18 protein-coding genes are annotated in these 18,889 nt (G+C 59.2%); 8 read left to right on the top strand and 10 right to left on the bottom strand.

The features are described 5' to 3' along the window. The first annotated feature begins 84 nt into the window (after positions 1 to 84). The gene (locus tag ACUIAD_RS01580; RefSeq protein WP_110452706.1) at positions 85 to 1,674 is read left to right on the top strand and encodes an NAD(P)/FAD-dependent oxidoreductase; all 1,590 of its coding nucleotides are present in this window, start codon (positions 85 to 87) and stop codon (positions 1,672 to 1,674) included. Between the two features lie 61 nt (positions 1,675 to 1,735). Here the strand turns inward: ACUIAD_RS01580 and ACUIAD_RS01575 are convergent, their stop codons facing one another. Then, positions 1,736 to 2,353, bottom strand: a complete 618-nt coding sequence (locus ACUIAD_RS01575; protein WP_445343456.1) for a TetR/AcrR family transcriptional regulator — start codon at positions 2,351 to 2,353, stop codon at positions 1,736 to 1,738. A gap of 266 nt (positions 2,354 to 2,619) precedes the next feature. Here ACUIAD_RS01575 and rho point away from each other — a divergent pair, with 266 nt between their 5' ends. Continuing rightward, positions 2,620 to 4,500, top strand: coding sequence for a transcription termination factor Rho (gene rho, locus ACUIAD_RS01570; RefSeq protein WP_445343770.1), 1,881 nt, complete (start codon positions 2,620 to 2,622; stop codon positions 4,498 to 4,500). A gap of 304 nt (positions 4,501 to 4,804) precedes the next feature. Further along, the gene (locus ACUIAD_RS01565; protein WP_445337665.1) at positions 4,805 to 5,227 is read left to right on the top strand and encodes a chorismate mutase; all 423 of its coding nucleotides are present in this window, start codon (positions 4,805 to 4,807) and stop codon (positions 5,225 to 5,227) included. A 340-nt stretch (positions 5,228 to 5,567) separates the two neighbouring features. Here the strand turns inward: ACUIAD_RS01565 and valS are convergent, their stop codons facing one another. The 4 genes from valS to ACUIAD_RS01545 form a co-directional block, all read right to left on the bottom strand. Then, on the bottom strand, positions 5,568 to 8,309 hold the full coding sequence (gene valS, locus ACUIAD_RS01560) for a valine--tRNA ligase (protein ID WP_445343455.1): 2,742 nt from the start codon (positions 8,307 to 8,309) through the stop codon (positions 5,568 to 5,570). Positions 8,310 to 8,353: 44 nt separating this feature from the next. After that, positions 8,354 to 9,886, bottom strand: a complete 1,533-nt coding sequence (locus tag ACUIAD_RS01555) for an ABC transporter substrate-binding protein (protein ID WP_445343454.1) — start codon at positions 9,884 to 9,886, stop codon at positions 8,354 to 8,356. Positions 9,887 to 9,896: 10 nt separating this feature from the next. Then, the gene (gene nth / locus ACUIAD_RS01550) at positions 9,897 to 10,544 is read right to left on the bottom strand and encodes an endonuclease III (RefSeq protein ID WP_110452826.1); all 648 of its coding nucleotides are present in this window, start codon (positions 10,542 to 10,544) and stop codon (positions 9,897 to 9,899) included. 61 nt (positions 10,545 to 10,605) lie between these two features. After that, positions 10,606 to 11,436 carry a winged helix-turn-helix transcriptional regulator gene (locus ACUIAD_RS01545; RefSeq protein WP_445343453.1) on the bottom strand — a complete coding sequence of 277 codons (831 nt, stop codon included), beginning with the start codon at positions 11,434 to 11,436 and terminating at the stop codon, positions 10,606 to 10,608. 163 nt (positions 11,437 to 11,599) lie between these two features. On the opposite strand from ACUIAD_RS01545, the gene ACUIAD_RS01540 reads away from it, so the two are divergent. Continuing rightward, positions 11,600 to 12,262: a hypothetical protein gene (locus tag ACUIAD_RS01540; RefSeq protein ID WP_445343452.1), complete on the top strand. Its 663-nt coding sequence runs from the start codon at positions 11,600 to 11,602 to the stop codon at positions 12,260 to 12,262. A 1-nt stretch (position 12,263) separates the two neighbouring features. Here ACUIAD_RS01540 and ACUIAD_RS01535 read toward each other — a convergent pair whose 3' ends face one another. From ACUIAD_RS01535 to ACUIAD_RS01520, 4 genes are all read right to left on the bottom strand, one after another. Next, positions 12,264 to 12,827 carry a manganese efflux pump MntP gene (locus tag ACUIAD_RS01535; protein ID WP_445343451.1) on the bottom strand — a complete coding sequence of 188 codons (564 nt, stop codon included), beginning with the start codon at positions 12,825 to 12,827 and terminating at the stop codon, positions 12,264 to 12,266. A 267-nt stretch (positions 12,828 to 13,094) separates the two neighbouring features. Beyond that, positions 13,095 to 13,739, bottom strand: coding sequence for a DUF421 domain-containing protein (locus ACUIAD_RS01530; RefSeq protein ID WP_445343450.1), 645 nt, complete (start codon positions 13,737 to 13,739; stop codon positions 13,095 to 13,097). Between the two features lie 3 nt (positions 13,740 to 13,742). Continuing rightward, positions 13,743 to 14,189, bottom strand: a complete 447-nt coding sequence (locus ACUIAD_RS01525; RefSeq protein WP_445343449.1) for a DUF3290 family protein — start codon at positions 14,187 to 14,189, stop codon at positions 13,743 to 13,745. Positions 14,190 to 14,338: 149 nt separating this feature from the next. Then, the gene (locus ACUIAD_RS01520) at positions 14,339 to 14,830 is read right to left on the bottom strand and encodes an inorganic diphosphatase (protein ID WP_445343448.1); all 492 of its coding nucleotides are present in this window, start codon (positions 14,828 to 14,830) and stop codon (positions 14,339 to 14,341) included. 35 nt (positions 14,831 to 14,865) lie between these two features. On the opposite strand from ACUIAD_RS01520, the gene ACUIAD_RS01515 reads away from it, so the two are divergent. The 3 genes from ACUIAD_RS01515 to ACUIAD_RS01505 all read left to right on the top strand — a co-directional run bounded on the left by ACUIAD_RS01515 (position 14,866) and on the right by ACUIAD_RS01505 (position 16,482). After that, on the top strand, positions 14,866 to 15,168 hold the full coding sequence (locus tag ACUIAD_RS01515) for a hypothetical protein (RefSeq protein WP_445343447.1): 303 nt from the start codon (positions 14,866 to 14,868) through the stop codon (positions 15,166 to 15,168). Between the two features lie 17 nt (positions 15,169 to 15,185). Then, positions 15,186 to 15,323: a hypothetical protein gene (locus tag ACUIAD_RS01510; RefSeq protein WP_445343446.1), complete on the top strand. Its 138-nt coding sequence runs from the start codon at positions 15,186 to 15,188 to the stop codon at positions 15,321 to 15,323. Between the two features lie 193 nt (positions 15,324 to 15,516). After that, entirely contained in the window at positions 15,517 to 16,482 is a 966-nt protein-coding gene (locus tag ACUIAD_RS01505; RefSeq protein WP_445343445.1) for a hypothetical protein, read from the top strand. A 119-nt stretch (positions 16,483 to 16,601) separates the two neighbouring features. On the opposite strand, the gene ACUIAD_RS01500 is transcribed toward ACUIAD_RS01505, so the two are convergent. Continuing rightward, a complete protein-coding gene (locus ACUIAD_RS01500) occupies positions 16,602 to 17,609 on the bottom strand; it encodes an aldo/keto reductase (RefSeq protein WP_445343444.1) in 1,008 nt (335 codons plus the stop codon). 836 nt (positions 17,610 to 18,445) lie between these two features. Here ACUIAD_RS01500 and ACUIAD_RS01495 point away from each other — a divergent pair. Next, positions 18,446 to 18,859 (top strand): hypothetical protein, encoded by a 414-nt coding sequence (locus ACUIAD_RS01495; RefSeq protein ID WP_110452693.1) that lies wholly within the window; start codon positions 18,446 to 18,448, stop codon positions 18,857 to 18,859. The last annotated feature ends 30 nt before the right edge of the window (positions 18,860 to 18,889 follow it).

Here is an 18,889-nt window from a genome sequence, read left to right as displayed (position 1 = left end):
GTGTGGGAAGTTCCTCGTCAGTCTCCGGCCGGGGACGATCCGGGTACAGTGGTGATGATTTCATACGGTTTTCAGGAGGTTGGCATGGAGCGCAAGCAGTCCGTGATCGTCATCGGCGGAGGGCCCGCCGGCTTGACGGCGGCATGGGAACTGGTCAAGGACGGCGGCGACGAGCATTATGACGTCACCGTGCTGGAGGCCACTGATGCCTTTGGCGGCATTTCCCGCACGGTTCGGCACAACGGCAACCGCATGGACATCGGCGGCCACCGGTTCTTCTCCAAGGATGACCGGATCATGGACTGGTGGAAGGAGGTCCTGCCTCTGCAGGGAGCGCCCTCCTATGACGATAAAAAACTCGGTCGCCATCACGATCTGGAGCCCGGCGGCCCCGACCCGGAGAAGACCGACAGGGTCATGCTCAAACGGCACCGCGTCTCCAGAATCTACTGGAACCACCACTTCTTCGACTATCCCATCTCTTTGACGGTCAACACCCTCAGGGCCCTGGGCTTCAAGCTGACTATGCAGGCCGGGTTCAGCTATCTGAAGTCCGTCGTCCACAAGCTGCCTGAAGACAATCTGGAGAACTTCTATATCAACCGCTTCGGCCGCAAGCTCTACTCCATGTTCTTCGAGGGCTACACCGAAAAGCTCTGGGGGCGCCATCCTCGCGAGATCAGTGCTGACTGGGGTGCCCAGCGGGTCAAGGGGCTCAGCATCATGGGCGTGCTCAAGAACGCCTTCCAAAAGCTTCTGCCCAAGAAGCGCGACGCTCATCAGGTCGAGACCAGCCTTATTGAAGAGTTCTGGTATCCCAAGCTGGGTCCAGGGCAGCTCTGGGAGACTGTGGAGCGTCGCAATGTGGAGCATGGAGTCCATGTGATCACTGATGCCCGCGTGGTCGGGCTGACCCAGAGCGATGGCCGCATGACCGGCGTGATCTACCGCAACGCCGATGGCAGGGAGGTGACCTTGCAGGCCGATCAGATCATCTCCTCCATGCCCATCAAGGATCTGGTGGAGGCCATCGCCCATGAGGAGCCTTCCACCGATAAGGAAATGGTCAGGGTGGCTCAGGGCCTGCCCTACCGAGACTTCGTGACCGTTGGCCTGCTGGTCCGCCACCTGCGCATCCGCAACACCACCTCGATCAAGACCCTGGGCGATCCGCCCATTGTGCCCGACTGCTGGATCTATGTGCAGGACCCCGGCTACAAGATGGGCCGTATCCAGATCTTCAACAACTGGAGTCCCTATATGGTCAAGAACGTGGATGGCACCGTTTGGATCGGTCTGGAGTACTTCTGCGAGGAAGGCGATGACTTCTGGAGCATGAGCGATGAGCAGACCACTGAATTCGCCATCAAGGAGCTCACGAGGATGGGTATCATCAACGGTCCTGCCGATGTGCTGGACTCGCACCGAGAGCGGGTGGTCAAGGCCTACCCGGCCTACTTCGACACCTACGCCCAAATGCCGGAGCTGGTCAAATGGCTGGACTCCTTCGGCAACCTCTACTGCGTAGGCCGCAACGGGCAGCACCATTACAACAACCAGGACCACTCCATGGCCACGTCCATGGAAGCCGTGGCCAACATCAAATCGGGGCGTGCCGATAAGACCAATGTCTGGAACGTCAACACCGAGAAGTCCTATCACGAGGAGAAGTAGCCGGGGCCCAAGTCTTCATTTGATTTCAAGCCCTCGGCCATGTGGTTCGGGGGCTTTGCCTTTACGACAGGGCGATGGCCGGCGCTTTCAGGGGCAGGCCGAGAAGCTGCGAGAAGAAGGCCACGCTTTCGCGGACACGTTGGCGGACGATCTCTCTGATCTGCGGGTGGCCGGCGGCTCCTCTGCCGTTGCTGACGATGGATGAAAGACCGTCGGCCATCAGCCAGGCTACGGTACGGGTGTCTGCTGTCCGTGTCAGCGTGGTCTGCGGCAGGTCGCCCCGATCCAGCCAGCGATCCAGGGCCTTGGTCAGAGGATCGATGATCTGCTTGACGAAGCCCTCCATCACACTGCTGTTGGTGCTCAGGTAGTTGTACCAGTTGGCCTTGTCCGCAAAGATGACATCCATCTTCCAGATGGCCCTTATCAGATGCGGGCATATCTCATTCAGCGCCTCTTGAACACTTAGCTCAGGGTTCTGCAGAATGTCGACCACATGGTCCACATAGGAGGCTAGGTAGGTGCGTACGCAGGCGTCTATCAGATCGTCTTTAGAGTTGAAATAGTAATAAAAAACGCTCATTCCTACGCCCCTGCCGTGGTTCATGGCGTGGATCACGTCGCGTAGGGAGGTTTTTGCGGCGCCTTTCCGGTCGAAGACCCGCATGGCCGTAGTCACGAATTCGCTCCGTCGTTGTTCACGCAGAGATGATCGGTCATTCATACGCCCAGTGTAGAGGTTTGCCTATGAATTTTGGACACGCAGGCCGGTTCTTGCACCGGTCGTGCGCTCGTTGTAGGCTTGTGGAAGTTCGATAAGCCGAGTCGGCATCGGATTTTCATGAGCGGCACCCCCGCAAAATTCTCAAGCTATTTGCCTAGCCTAATTGGGCATAGCGAAGGAAAGGCATTATAACAGTGGCAACAAGCCAAGATATTCATTCCATGAAGCTGCCCGAACTCAAGGAATTGGCCCGGCAGCTGGGGTTGCGTGGCATTTCCGGCATGCGCAAGCCGGTTCTGATCGAAACGATCGAGGCGGCCCGTTCAGGCGGCGAGGCACCCGAGGGCGTGACCGTAGGCAAGCCAAAGGCTGCAACCGCCGTGGCTAAGAGGAGCCAGACCACCGATCAGCAACCGACAGGAGCTGACAGGGGCCAGGCCGGGCAGGATACGAAACCCTCCGCTCAAGACGCACAGAAGTCCACAACCACTGGGTCCGAGGATGAGCGTCCCGTTGGAGATCTTTTTGAAGTTCTGGGCATTGACGACCACAAGAACGACCGCTCAGAGCGTCGGAACCGATTCCCCCGTACTGTAGCCGACGACGAGAACGTGGTCATATCCCGTCGTCGTCACCGCAGCATGGATTCATCCCGCAGCTCCCACGCCAGTCATGGCCGGAGTGAGCGTGAGCGTAGTGAAGAGCGCGGCGGCTCTGGTTCCGGTTCAGTGCGCAATTTGGACGACATTCTGGCGGCTCTGCCCTCACGGAATGACCGGCCCCGCCGTCGGAGCTACGAGGATCGCGGCGAGGATGGGCGCGACTACCGCCATAACGGCTATGATCGCCGAAACCGGGGCGATCACAATGACCGCAACGATCGTAACGACCGGCGCAACCGCAACAACCACCGCAATAGCGTCCGGGATCGTGACTATGAGCCTAGGGAGAGCTTCAAGCCCGAGGATCTGGTCCCCGTAGCCGGCATCGTGGATGTGCTGGATTCCTACGCCTTCGTGCGCACCTCAGGCTACCTGCCAGGACCCAACGACGTCTATATCTCCATGGGCCAGGTCAAGAAGTACGGCCTGCGTAAGGGCGATGCCGTGCATGGCTCCATTCGTCCGCCGCGGGAGGGCGAGCACCGCAATCAGCGGCAGAAGTTCGTTCCTCTTCAAGCCATCGACACCATCAATGGCTTTAGTGTTGAAGAAGCTGCCGGTCGGCCCCATTTCAATAAGCTGACCCCTCTCTATCCGCAGGAGCGCATGCGGATGGAGACCCAGCCCAAGAACATCACTGGTCGTCTGATCGACATTGTCGCTCCCATTGGCAAGGGTCAGCGCGGTCTGATCGTTTCGCCGCCCAAGGCCGGCAAGACCCTGACCCTGCAGTCCATCGCCAACTCCATCACCGCTAACAACCCCGAGGTGCATCTGATGGTAGTTCTAGTGGATGAGCGGCCTGAAGAGGTCACTGACATGGAGCGCACTGTCCAAGGCGAGGTCATTTCCTCCACCTTCGACCGGCCCGCGAGCGATCACACCACTGTGGCTGAGCTGGCCATCGAACGGGCCAAGCGCCTGGTGGAGCTGGGGCAGGATGTAGTGGTCCTGCTGGACTCCATGACCCGTCTGGCTCGCGCCTACAACATCTCGGCTCCTGCCTCCGGACGCATCCTTTCCGGCGGCGTGGACGCGCAGGCCCTCTATCCGCCCAAGCGCTTCTTCGGCGCTGCACGCAACATCGAGAACGGCGGGTCCCTGACCATCATCTCATCGGCCCTGGTGGAGACCGGGTCCAAGATGGACGAGGTCATCTTCGAGGAATTCAAGGGCACCGGCAATATGGAGCTGAGGTTGACCAGGGATCTGGCTGATAAGCGCATGTTCCCCGCCATCGACATCAATGCATCCGGAACCAGACGCGAGGAGCTGATCACCGCACCCGAGGAGCTGGCTGTGGTCTATCGTCTGCGTCGCCTCCTGGGCGGCATGGAAACCGAGCAGGCTTACCAGACCCTGGTGCCTAGGCTGAAGAAGACCGCAACCAACCGAGACTTCCTGGCGGCCATCAACCAGTCCATGCTTGCTCAGAAGTGACTCGGGTCTGAGGCCTGATACGTTTATTGGACCCCATTCGCGATTCGGTTCGTGGATGGGGCCCAATGCATATGCGGTGGTGCGTGACAGCCACCTTGGTGCATTGGATCCATCTGGACCTTGCAGCTTTCTCATGCAACCAATGGCGGATCCGTGGCCGGCAGACCGACTATAACCAGCTGAATCATGCCTGTGCTGCCTGTCAAGGAGTGGATGGCTAACTAGTTGTGAGTAAGGCAGGGTCTGCTTTTCCGATCCGCATCGACAAGACTCCCTCTGATGCCGGTATTCACTCGAGCACACAATGTCGAACTCCATCATGGGCCAGGTCGTCGAAGCTGTAAGGGCCGGATTAAACTGGTTCTCCATGGGCAAAACGAACATAGAGGAAACGGTAATCGATGACCAGGTGCAGGGCGATGGTCCCCAGGCAGACGCTGCCCGTCAGGTGGCAGAGCTGCGTACTGATGTAGACACCATTGATGCCGCCATTGTCACCATGCTGGCGGAGCGGTTCCGGGTTACGCGCCGCATCGGTCTGCTCAAGGCTCGAGCGGGATTCGCCTCGGCGGATTTGCAGCGGGAGGCTGCCCAGGTGGCGACCTTGCGGGGCAAGGCAGAGGATTGCGGGCTGGATCCTGACCTGGCTGAGGCTTATTTGCATTTGGTGGCCGATGCCGCCAAGCGTGGTCACGAGCGACTGGCCAGTCAGGCCAGCTCCTGCTGAGAGTCGCATCAGGGATAATGGTCAACGGCATGGTTGGCTTCTTATACCGCTGGCTACAATATTGACGATGAGGAGAGACCGCCCTGTCTGTAAATACCTAGGAATCCTCCTCTGTAAAGCGTCGGGCAGAGTCGTGCCTGCCGTCTGATGATACTGCGCTCTAGAGAAGTCGCGGAGATGGTGACCTGGTATCCGCCCGCAGATGGGTTATCGGCTGGGTCAGCAGTCACCGCCTATTAGACGATTGTGCTGATTATGGCAGTGCAATCGGCCTTACGGATAAATAACCGGGGTGGCCCTTATCGCTGGTCCACCCCGGCTGTATTGGAGATTGTGAATCTTACTTGCGAGGCTTTTTGGCAGGGGGCTCGCCCAGTTGGCTAGCGGCTACCCGGATGCCGTACTCATCGTCGGTCGCCCCAGGTGACTCGGGCTCTGCTGCTTCCTCGACCAAATTCAGATCCCCGGTGACCCTGCCTGCTTCTGCTATATCGTCCAGAGCAGCCTTCACGGTTTCCAGGCCCTCCGGCGCCACGCTGAGGGAGGCGGAGAGGATGGGGGTCTTCATGGAGACCTTGGCCTCGGACTTGATGCGGCGCAGTGAGGCCAAGGCTCTGCCTGCCCAGGTTAGAAGATCCGGATCCTGGCCCTGGGCAGCTGCCTGGTAGTCTTCCGAACGAGGCCAGGAGGCCCGGTGAACCGACCCTTCCCCCTGGTGCATCCACTGCCATGCCTCCTCAGTGGCGAAGGGCAGGAAGGGGGCCAGGAGACGATCGAGAGCGTCCAGGACCAGTCCCAGGGTCGTGCGGGCGCTGAGCACCTGGGCCTGGTCAGGGGTCCTGCCGGTGGCATCCGCAGTTCCGTAAGCACGGTTCTTAGCCAGCTCAATGTAGTTGTCGCAGAAGTCCCAGAAGAAGGATTCGGTCGCCTCCAGGGCCTTGGAGTGCTCGTAGGCTTCGAGGGCCTTGGTTGCCTGGTCGATCACCTGTGCAAGGTTGGCCAGGACCGCGCGATCCAGCGGGACCGTTACGTCAGCGGGGTCCCAGGTGACCTCTGCTGCCAGGGCGACCTTATGGCTCTCGTCCTCCCGCCCGATGGCCAGGGCGAACTTGGCAGCGTTGAGGAGCTTGACGGCCAGACGGCGACCGATCTTCATCTGTCCCTCGTCGTAGGTGGCATCCAGACCCAGCCGTGCGCAGGATGCCCAGTAGCGCACGGCATCGGCACCATACTTCTTGATGGGTTCGTCGGGCACTACCACGTTGCCCTTGGATTTGCTCATCTTCTTGTGGTCCGGGTCCAGGATCCATCCGGACAAGGTGGCGTCGCTCCAGGGCAGGCAGCCATTCTCAAGGTGGGCTCGGTCTATGGAGCTGAAGAGCCATGTGCGGATGATGTCCTGCCCCTGGGGACGCAGATCCATGGGGAAGGTGGCCTTGAAGAGGGCCTGATCCTCCTCGCTCGGTTCGGCCCAGTGGGTTACGATTTGAGGAGTCAGGGAGCTGGTGGCCCAGGTGTCCATGATGTCCTTTTCGGCTGTGAATCCGCCGGGCTGGTCACGCTGGGATTCCTCGAAGCCCTCGGGCACGTCAGTGCTGGGATCAATGGGGAGCCTGTCCTCGGCCGGGGTGATGGGATGGGCGTAGTCGGTCTCGCCGTTCTCCCTGACCGGGTACCAGAGGGGGAAGGGGACGCCGAAGAAGCGTTGCCGGGAGATCAGCCAGTCGCCGTTCAGCCCCTCGACCCAGTTGTTGTAGCGCACCCGCATGAAGTCCGGATGGAAGTTGAGCTCCTCGCCCCGCCCCAGCAGCTCCTTGTTGAGTTTCTGGTCGGTGCCGCCATTGCGCAGGTACCACTGACGGGAGGTGACGATCTCCAGTGGCTTGTCGCCCTTCTCGTAGAAGTTGGTCATGCGCTTGGTGGGCTTGGGCTCTCCGTCCAGGTCGCCGGACTCGCGCAGTGCGTCCACGATGACCTTACGGGCTGAGAAGGTGGTCTTGCCCTCGGTCTGCTCGAAGATTTCCCGTCCGCCTTCATCGGTGATCCAATCCGGCACGTCCATGACGATTCGTCCATTGCGCTGGATGATGGACCTGGTGGGCAGGTTCAGATCCCGCCACCACTGCACGTCGGTCACGTCGCCGAAGGTGCAGCACATGGCAATGCCGGCGCCCTTGTCCATCTCAGCGGCTGGATGGGCCAGAATGGGCACCTCCACCTTGAACAGAGGGGAGTAGACCTTCTGACCGAAGTACTTTTGGTAGCGCTTGTCGTCTGGATGGGCGATCAGGGCGCCACAGGCCGCCAGCAGCTCAGGCCTGGTGGTCTCGATGTAGATAGGGCTGCCGTCCGCGAATCGGAAGGCCACCCGATGGTAGAAGCCGTCGTACTCGCGCGACTCCAGTTCAGCCTGGGCCACGGCGGTCTGGAAGGTCACGTCCCAGAGCCCGGGGGCCTCCTTCTGATAGGCCTCGCCCCGGGCCAGGTTCCGCAGGAAGGCCTTCTGCGCTACACGGCGGGGATGCTCGCCGATGGTGTGGTAGGTCTGCGACCAGTCCACCGACAGCCCCAGCGACCGCCAGAGCCGCTCGAAGAGCTTCTCGTCCTCAGCGGTCAGCTCCTCACATAGCTCGATGAAGTTCTGCCGGGAGACGGGCACCTGGTCCTTGGCGCTGATCTTCTTGCCCTTGGTCCCGTGGAAGGGGGGCTTGAAGTCCGGATCGTACTTGAGCGAGGTGTCTACGCGAACCCCGTAGTAGTTCTGGACCCGCCGCTCGGTAGGCAGACCGTTGTCGTCCCAGCCCATGGGGTAGAAGACGTCGTATCCCTGCATCCGCTTGAACCGGGCGATCACGTCGGTATGGGTGTACGAGAAGACGTGCCCCACATGCAAGTGTCCCGAAACCGTGGGCGGTGGGGTGTCGATGGAGTAGACGCCGGAGCGCTCGCGGGTATTACGGAAGCGGTAGACGCCGGACTCGTCCCAGTCGCGGCACCACTTTTCCTCCAGGCCATCCACGCCCACCCTGTCAGGCAGGGGGGTCAGATGGGCATTGACGATTCCTTGGTGTTCAGCAGACATACCAGCATTTTATGGACGAACAGTGACAAGGGGCTCCGGCCTTTTCACCCCTGGACGCGCAGGTTCCACAGGGGCAGATAGCGGTCCAGCAGAGAGCTGGGCATGCCTTGGAGTCGGGGGGCCTTAAGGACCAGGGGCGTACGCTGATAGAGCCAGTCGCTGGGGGAGAGGTCGCTGACCTGTCGGGCGAAGGCCCGCAGTCGCTCGGCATAGACGTTCTGGTCGGTGCTGGCCGTCACCTGCTTCCAGGAGTTCTGAATATCGACGTTGTCAAAGAGCATGATGGAGTCGGGGTCGGCGAAGCGGTCGATTTCGTCATTGTCCATGACCAGCAGGGTCATGTCGTAGTCGCGGCGGTTGAGCACTTGGTCGCGGAAGGCGGGCTGGTCCACCATGGAGACCTGGCTGGGGAGGCCTACTGCCTTGAGCTGCGTACGAATCAGCTCGCCCACCTGGCTGCCGAATTCGCGGGAATAGACCAGACGCAGACCGCCATGGAAGAAGGACGGACGGTAATAGGAGGACCGATGAACCGCCTGGGCCTGGTCGAAGGGGAAGGCCTGCAGACCAGGATCATAGCCGGGGCTCAGCTGATTGAGCGGCCCGCCCAGCGCTTTGGCTGCGCCTCCTTCCAGCCTGGCCAGTGCTTCACGGTCCAGGGCATAGCGGACTGCCTCGCGTACATGCTGGTCGGACAGTGCGCTGGATGCCTTGTTGTTGAAGATCAAGACCACATTGTCTGTGCTGGGTGTGGCGGTTGATGCCTTGCCAGCCTGCCTGGCGGTGTCCGGATCCATGTCCACTACAGCGTCCAGGCGTCCCTGGTCCAGATCCTTGACGGTTTGCTGCGGGCTGCCGGTATAGCTGAAGATCACCTTGCGAATGGCAGCCTTGTCCGGGCCTCGATAGGACTGGTTGGCAGTCAGGGTCAGACTGGCGCCCGGCTGCCAATCAGCAACTTGGTAGGGGCCGGAACCGGCTGATTGAGTAGAGTAGTTGACCCTCGCCTGGCGGTCGTAGACAATGCCTGCACGACCGCTCAGGGCAGTCAGCAACCTGACGTTCGGGCTCTTCAATCCGATTACCAGTGTCGCCTCATCGGGGTCGGTTACTTTGGCCAGTCCGTCCAGGTCACGATAACCCTGGTACTGGTGGTCGATGATCTGATGCAAGGACCAGAGGGCGTCCTCCGAGGTCAGGCGGCGTCCATCGGCGAAGCGGGCATCCTTGCGCAGATGGAAGGTATAGAGCAGTCCGTTTGCGGAGACTTCCCAGTTCTGAGCTAGGCCGGGCGTCGGCCGACCCTGTGCATCGGGCCTGGTCAGGGTCTGATAGACGTTGCTCATCAGGGCCTGGTCAGTGGATCGTCCGGGTTCGGTGCGGATATCCAGTGAGACGGGGGCCTGACGGGCCCGGATGCGTACGACCTGGCCCGGACCTTCCTGGTTCCACGGCAGCCGCCACCCTCCTTGGCCTGTCACCAGGGGCCAGGCCATGTAGGTGCCTGCGGTCAGCACTGCCAGTACCAGGAGAAATACGATTCCGGATCTGATTTGCTTGTGTCTGCCGCGTGCCATGGTTTTGATTCTACCGGGAGGCTGGTCCGGACAGAAGCTCGGCGCTGGGACATGTTTCGGCCAGGGGGCAGTGGAGGCAGTCGGGCTTGCGGGCGTGGCAGGTGGCTCGGCCGTGGAGGATCAGCCTGTGCGACAGATTGGTCCAGTCCTCGGGCGGGAAGCAGTCGCAGATCTCATGCTCGATCTTGACCGGATCGGGGTGGGTGCTGCGCCAGTCGGTCCGCCAGCGCAGTCGGCCGGTGACCCGAGTGACGTGGGTGTCCACCGGGAATCCGGGGATATTGAAAGCGTTGCCGAGGACCACGTTGGCGGTCTTGCGCCCTACGCCGGGCAGACTGGTCAGCTCCTCCATGGTCTGGGGTACCTCGCCGCCGTAGTCTTCTGTCAGCATCAGGGAGAGTCCTGACAGGTGGCGGGCTTTGGCGTGGTAGAAGCCCACCGGGTGGATTATGGCCTCCAGATCGGTCGGCTGGGCCTGGGCCATGGCTGCGGGATCAGGGTAGCGCTCAAAGAGTTCGGGGGTCACCGAGTTGACCCGCTTATCGGTGGTCTGGGCGCTCAGAACCGTGGCCACTAGTAGCTCGAAGGGGTTGCGGAAGTGCAGGGCACATACTGCCTCGGGAAAGACCTGGCAGAGGATGCGGTACTCCTCGTGCATGCGGGCCAGACGCCGGGCCCTGCTTTCCCTGCCCTGGGGGCGCTTTCGGTTTGATGATGCATCAGTCACTATGATCGGTTTTCTTCTTCGTAGGTTCCTTGGGTCGCTCGGCCTGGCTGTTCTCTTGCTCGGCTGGGTCTGGGTCGGTCCCGGCATCCGGCGTGGGCTTGGGGACGGAGGTTGTCCTTGCCGGGGAGGGCGGGTCGAACCGGTAGCCCACATTGCGGACCGTGCCGATCAGGTGCTCGTGCTCACTGCCCAGCTTGGCCCTGAGCCGCCGCACATGCACGTCCACAGTTCTAGTGCCGCCGTAATAGTCATAGCCCCAGACTTCCTGGAGGAGCTGCGCCCTGGTGAAGACCCTGCCGGGATGCAGAACAAGGTATTTGAGCAGCTCGAACTCCTTGTAAGCCAGGTTGATGGGACGACCATGGATTCGGGCTGTGTAGCTTTCGGTATCCACGACCAGATCGCCCGAGCGAACCTGACCGCTGGGCACCTGGTCCTCGGCTTCCTCTGGATGGGCATCCGGCTTGCGTGTCGGGGTCGCGCGCTGGCAGATCAGACGCAGCCGGGCCTCGACCTCGGCTGGAGATGCGGACTGAATGATTACGTCAGCCACGCCCCAGCTGGCATTGACCACAGTGAAGCCGCCTTCGCTCAGAATCAGGATGATGGGCGTGGACAGACCGGAGGCTCGGGTTAGGTTGCAGAGGGTCTTGGCCTCGGCCAGGTCGTCGCTGGCATCGATCAGCAGCACCGTGTCCTCGGGCATCCTTACCAGAGAGGCGGCGTCCAGGGGCAGAACGCGCACTCGATGGGAGAGCAGGGCCAAGGCTGGCAGAACCGATGCCGGGTCCTCGGCGCAGGTCATCAAGGTCAGATCCGTCACGGGGGTACCTTCTTCCCTGTCCGTTCATCCATACCGGGAGTGGATTCGTTGAACAGTCGTCATCATTGTACAATCGGCCCGTCACCGGGGCTCTGAGTTCACAGGATGGCCTTGGCCTAGGATGTGACGTATGGCTCCCCGACGGGGACAGGCAGGAGGACCCATGGCGCAGACCGCACAAGAAACACGGGATGGGCGCGCGCCCGCGCTGACGCAGATGCTGGCCTTGGCGGCCTTGATTCTGCCGGGCACAGCGGCGGGCTTGCTGGCGGAGCCTCGGATCGGTCGATGGGTGCAGGCCGTCCTGGTTTTGGTGCTGGCATTGGCCCTGGTGGCCTCCTGGCCCCTGGTGGGCCGGGGCATTCGACCCGCTCCCGACCGGGCCATGTTCGGTCTGCTGACCTTGATCTGCCTAGTGCCGGCCTTGGTCGTGCAGGGACCTGGCGCCTTCGCTGTCTGGCTGTCGACTGCGGCATTCCTGCTGGCTCTCCTGGCTGTTTTCATGTTCGTTCGGCAGATGCTGCGGCGGGACAGGCGGATGGTCATCCGAGGCATTTCTGCAACCGCCATGGGCGGGGTCACTGCTGTCGCCGCATCGGGATGGATCTTCCTGCCAGAGCTGATCAGGGGATTGCAATCTGACCCGATATCGATCCTGGTGGTGCTTGTGGCCTTGTTGCTGCTGCTCGGGCTCATGACTGCGGGCCATCGCTGGGCCCAGGAAGCAGCTGATCGGCGTGGGGCCATTGGTCTGGCGCTGATGTCGATCCTTCTGGCTGGAGCCGGCGTGGTGCTGGCCGCCTTGGTCCTCCAGACGACGATCTGAGCTAGGCATTCATCAGGTGATCCAGAAGGATCTGGATACCCATGACTATTAGCATGATGCCGCCGGCGATTCTGGCCGGCTTGCGCCAGCGTGAGCCGACGGCGTATCCGATGCGCAGCCCCACTACGGAGGCCGCAGCAGTCACCAGCCCGATGACCAGCGCGGACAGCCAGACGTTGATGCCCAGCAGGGCCAGGCCCGCACCCACGCCGAATGAATCGATGCTGGTGGCTATGGCCGCAGGAAGCATTCGCCGCCAAGAGAAGCTCTCTTCTTCGTTCGCTTCCTCTTCCTTGCCGTAGACGCCCTCGCGAATCATATTGACCCCGATTGCCGACAGGATGCCGAAGATAATCCAATGATCCACGGCGGCCAGGGAGTCCTGCAGCATGGAGGCTGCGAAGTAGCCAAGCAGGGGCAGCAGAGTCTGGAACCCGCCGAACCAAAGTCCGACCAGCCAATGATGGCGGGCCCGCAGTCGGTCCACGGACAGTCCTTTGCTGATGGAGACCGCAAAAGCGTCAGAAGATACACCTAAGGCAATAAACAGCAATCTGAAGAACACGGCATTCCTTGAAAGGGTTCATCCCTGGAGGGATGGGCCTCGACCAGGTCTCCTCAAACCCGCCTACGCCTCGGGAGCGTCCAGCGCGGAACTGCCGATTGGAGTCGGCTTTGAATTCGTTGAATGCCGTTCACATGCTACGCCATGACAATATAGGCTTAGATTTTACCTGTCAGCGCTGGAACGATCAAGCATGACAGGATATCGAATCGGCCTTTTAATGTGCCATGGGTCACAATCAGGCTGCTCTCTGCCGCGTGGACGGCGCTACTTGTCCTGGTAGGTGACGGCGTAGAACTCGCCGTTCTGGAAGCGTGCCATGTACACATCGCTGATCTTGCGTATGCCCTGCTTGGCCAGCTGCTCGTCAAGCCAGTGCTCGTCCCGTCCCATGGCGTCAAGTACATCGGGATTGACCCGCCCATCCATGACCACCGGATAGCGCACGTCCTTGTCGCCCTCGGAGATGATGGTCAGGCTGCCGTTCTGCTCGACAATGCCCCGCTTGACGTCGCGGATGTCGTTGATGCCTTTGGTTCGCAGCTTGAAGTCCACCTCCTTGGCCGTCAGATTGACCTTGAGACAGTTTTGGACCAGCAGCTTGCCGTTTTTGATGATGGTGACCGGTTCGCCGTCGATGTACTTGCCCACTGCATGGATGTGGGTCTTGGCGTATCGAGTGATGAGGATCAGTGCCGCCCATATCAGCAGGATGACGATGTACTGGGCCATGGAGATGCTGTCGCTGTATATGACCCCGCCGATGATGCCGCCCAGGACGTAGTTCTGCAACTGGTCCATGGGCGAGGTGGGCGCCAGATTCCCCTTGCCGGTCACATTGATGAGCAGGGTGATGAAGAGCAGACCGACGATCAGCTTCAGGGCCACGTTGACGTAGAAATTGATATCCATGGGTCACTCTCCGATCACGGTGATGTCTGGGCGGTACAGGTAGGCGCGCTGCAGCAGGAATTCGGAGCCTGAGCTGTTGAATACCAGGGTGTAGTAGCCCTTGGGAGTCTTGATGATCATGTCGTTGTTGCGCGAGGTGTCGTTGATGCTGATTTGCTCAGGTTTGACCTTGAGCTTGGCTGCGGACTTGTCGATGACCGTGGTCAGCTGTCCGCTCTGCAGACTGGCTGTGCGCAGATTGGTGTAGTCGCTGTACTGGATGGCCGCCGCCAGCAGTAGCAGGGTGGCCAGGATGATGGACAGATCCTTGTACTTATGGTTCCAGCGGTGGCGGGAGTACATGAACAGGAAGAAGAGGAAGGCCAGGGCCAGAACGACGACCACGATGATCCTGATCATGGTCCAGTTGGTCTGACCGCCCTTGAGGTATTGGTACGTATAGAAAGTCATAGCCGCTCCTGCCGTTGCGCGCGCACCAGCAATTGGCAATCGTAGACGGCCGGACGCGTTTTGGGAGGATTTGAGCATGCAAAACCCCGGTTCGGGCGGTGGTTGGGCCCTTGCCGGGGTGGTTGCGCCGACTGGTCGGCCTTGAAAAGTCAGTGCTGCGCTGCCAGGCGCTTGCGTGCAGCCTTGATCTGGGTCTCGGCAGCCTCGGCATTGGTCCAGTAGTCGCCGGGCATGACCTCCTTGCCTGGTTCCAGAGCCTTGTACTGTTCGAAGAAGTGCTTGATCTCCTGCTTGTGGAAGTCGGAGACGTCATCGATGTCCTTGATGGCATCGTAGCGGACGTCAGCAGGCACGCAGAGGACCTTGTCGTCCCCGCCGGCCTCGTCGACCATGTGGTAGAGACCTACGGCGCGGCATTCGACGATGCAGCCCGGGAAGACCGAATCGGGAATCATGACCAGGGCATCCAGGGGATCGCCGTCCTCGCCCAGGGTCCCGTCGATGTAGCCGTAGTCGTCGGGGTAGCCCATGGAGGTGAAGAGGGTGCGGTCCAGCCTGATATGGCCGCTGTCGTGGTCCATCTCATACTTGTTGCGGGAGCCCCGGGGAATCTCGACCAGCACGTCGAATGTCTCTGCCATTGTCCTGTCTCCTTCTCGGTCTGGACAGCATAGGAATGTCTCATACACAGCATAACCGTCCCGCGGCACATTCCGGCAATAGGGCTAGAGCCATCTGGAAGAGCGGGGCTCTGCCTGAGGAGCATCGCTGGGCATGGCAGCTGGTAGTGACTGTCGAGCAGCCGGAGTTTGGGATCATCCTGGACTGTGGAAAAGTCCTCTGGAAGGGCACCGTTTGTCAAGTTGACCAGTCAGTCGGCCCTCGATCGCCGCACTCCTACATCGAAGCCCAGAACCGGCAAATCCTGGATCTGCGTGATTCCGCTACCGGGCTCTGGAAAAGAATGGGCGCATCCTGATTCAGCATGGACGGATCATGGCTGGTTCGGATATCCATGGCGGTCCCCTGTTCACGATGACCGAAGCCCCGGCAGATCTGGTCAAGGTGGTGGCCACGCCGCGCGATATCTGGCCTTGGTCAGTGCCGCAGGCGGCCGCCCGGTCAGCTGCTTGATGGATTGTCAGCCTCATGCTTGAGTTCAGCGACTGTACTGAAGATGGCTTTCCTGCATCTTGCAGCTAATCTTCAGCGTCGATGTCCCGTCTGATCACGTTATCAGAGCAGTTATGGATGTGATCGTCTGGTTTCTTGGATACAATCGACCTCGTGAAATATCGGCCAAGGATGGCGGCGGAGAAGGTTAGCAATGGCGAAGGAAAACACCGAAAGCTCTAAAGATGGCAGAAAAGCTTTGATGGTGGTGCTGAATCAGGCTGTGCGAATTCCAGGGATGAAAGTGGATCGTGAGCGGTTTCTGCGTGAGCAGTTCGCCAGTGCTCCACGGCAGGTCATTGACGACATAGTGAAGAGGGGCCCAGTGGCCGCCGGTTGCGATCGGAAGATTCTTCTTAAGATGGCACGGCAAATCGTGCTGAAACGAACGGGGCAATCCGCCGGTGCATCTTTCTTGGCTGGAGTGCCGGGTGGGTTTACCATGGCTGCCACAATTCCAGCAGATGTGGCCCAGTTCTATGCTTTTGTTTTGATAACGGCGCAAGAGATCGCCTATCTGTATGGAGAGGAGGATTTCTGGGAAGCCGTCCTGCCGGATGATGGCGTGATCGGGAATCAATTGCTTTTGTACCTCGGCGTCATGCTTGGCCTTACTGGTGCCAGTTCGGCGGTGCGTTTGATCTCTACGCAACTGGGGAAATCCGTGTTGAAGCGTCTGCCGCAGAAGGCCTTGACAAAGGGAGTGATCTATCCGATCGTCAAATCGGTGGCCAAGACTATGTCCGTAAAGATGACTAAGAAAGTCTTTGCCACAGGGGTTTCCAAGGCTGTGCCGATCATTGGTGGAGCGTTGTCGGGAGGGATTACCTGGACGACCATGCGCCCTATGGGCATGCACCTGATTTCCGTTATGGACGAGGCTCACTTTGGCTATTCGCAGTCTGACGCGGATCGTGATTATAAAACGGTACTGGATTTAGACATGGTCAATTCGCAGACATCCGAGAATCAGCAGGCATCGGGAACGTCGAATACGCTGACAGCTTCTGAAGATGCTGAGAGCTTCGATGCCCTGACTGTTCCGGGAGCAGTCGAGAATTCGGATGATTCAGCGGATCTGGCGAATGCGGACAGGTCTGATGGGTATAGGCTGGCCTGAGCCCATGAGGGCTTGTCCTTCAGCTGTTTCCTTGGTCTGACACAGCGATAAAGGTATGACCCGGCATTAGATCATGAGTCATTAGATCCAACACCCACGCTTCAGGCCAGGGGATTGCCTTAATTCTCCTCCGCGTCCAGTAGCACCACGCCTTCAGGAGGGTTGCTGTCGATGGCTCCTACTGTCTCGTGCGGCAGGTAGGGCTCCTCCATGGAGGCGATCTCTTCAGGCGTGAGCTCCAAATCCAGCGCAGCCACGGCATCGTCGAGATGGCGGGCCTTGGTGGCGCCGATAATCGGTGAGGCGACGCCTTTGGCCCACTGCCAGGCGATGGCTACCTGGGCCATGGGTACGCCATGTCGCTCGGCCACTTTTTGCACACGGTCGATGATGGTCAGATCGTTGTCTTCGGCCCGGTCGTATTTGCCGCGCGAGACCTTGTCAGTGGCGCTGCGCAGGGTGTCGGCGGTCCAGGTGGGACGTGTCAGATGGCCGGCAGCCAGAGGGCTGTAGGGCATGAGTGAGACGTCCGTCTTTCTGCAAAAGGGAATCAGGTCCTTCTCGTCCTCCCGGTAGAGCAGGTTGTAGTGGTTCTCCATGGCGCTGAAAGGGGTCCAGCCGTTGTCCTGGGCGACTTTTTGCATGTCCTGAAACTGGCTGGCATACATGGCTGAGGCCCCCAGTGCTCGCACCTTGCCTGCGCTGACCAGGTCGTTCAGCGCTTCCATGGTCTCCTCGATGGGCGTTCCATAGTCAAACCTGTGGATGATATAAAGATCCAGGTAGTCGGTGCCCAGCCGCTTGAGCGTCCCCTCGATCTCCCGATGGATGGCCTTGGAAGAGAGCCGCCCTTCGTTGAAGTAGACCTTGGAAGCGATGACCACCTGATCGCGGCTTGAATGCCTTTTGAGTGCCTTCCCCAGATACTCTTCACTGGTCCCGGCCGAGTAGCCGTTGGCTGTATCGAAAAAGGTGATGCCCAGATCCAGTGCGTGCGCAACGACCGCGTCAGTCCCTTCCTCATCCAATGTCCAGTCATGCATGGTGCCCGGTTTGCCGAAGCTCATGCACCCCACGCAGATCTTCGATATGTTGATGCCTGTCTTGCCCAGTTGTGTGTACTGCATTTGAACCCCCTTGGCCTTCCTTGGTGCAGATGCAATCATGCTAGCAAGTTCGAGTCGGTGGAAGTCTACTTCTTTGGCTTGGGAGCGCACAAGTACTACGCAAAGGGTACTAGGCAAAGGGGCATCCAAGGCATTTTATTGCTTACCATTTATGAGCTGTGACTAGGAATATAAGCAGTACAAGCTTGAATATGAGTGAATGCGGTCTTCATTGATAGCAAGGGTTGGGATTTGGGGTTGAGGCTTACCAAGTCGGATTTGCGCAGCAGCTTTTGAGCAAGCAAAAGCGCGTAGATGCTTTCCTGGACTCCGCTGTTCCCTCTGTCCTTCAGAGCTGATATAGGCAGCATTGCTGACCGACGGCCAGTGGATTCAAAAAATCGAATGTACCACTTTATAGCTTATCGCGATTGGTATGTGCTTTGGCTCTTTCTGTATTTGGAAAACACAATAATATTTGTAATATTTATAGAGGCAATGTCTTCTTATCGCCCTTTGTCAACGACAAGAGTCTTTTATGGTATGTCTGGTTGCTATGATCCGGTACTCTGGAATTGCTGATAAGGATGGTTTGATTCTGCGAGAGCGGTTTGGATCAGCCGGTTCTCAATCTTGAAGTCCTGAGTCTGAGCTGTGGTGAGACCGGATTTCGAATATACCCGCCGTAGGGGTAATGATTGATGTTTATTGACACGTTCATATGCGGTATTCCCTTTTCGTATTCCCTGTCTTTGGAAAATGGACGTGTTCTGAGCATTGCGACTGAGCTGGTTTCCAACTGGACATGCTCTCTTTCTCAGTTGATACAATTAATGAAAAGTTGAAGCTAACCTTTAATGAAGAAGGCTGACGTGGCAAGTGGAAATGATATGAGCTGCGTTGCTTTTTCGCATTTATTGCGTTTCAAGCGCTCGCATTACCCGTATTCCGATAAGTACATTCGCGAGGTGGGCAATTCGCCGGATGTACGTTCAAGAACAGAAAAACAGCATATGGTGCAGTGGTTTGCAGATAACGCAACCTACGGATCAGGTGCCTATTCGCGGCGGAAGCCGAATAACAGCGCGAAAGATTGTTTCAACAAATTGGAGAACGCGGCATCGCTACTGTGGATTGCAGAGGCGGCTGGCGTTGAAGAGCCGATCGTGGCAGCAGCTTTCGATGCTGCAAGGCAGGCAGGAGACTATCGCCGCGCCTGTGGCGCGATTCGGCAGATCATCACCTGGTCCATGATTATCGAATCCTTGTGATGGCATCGGCATAGGTCAAATATAGTTGTT

This window comes from Bifidobacterium sp. ESL0819 (assembly GCF_052606245.1).
This window is presented reverse-complemented; position numbering and strand designations above follow the sequence as displayed.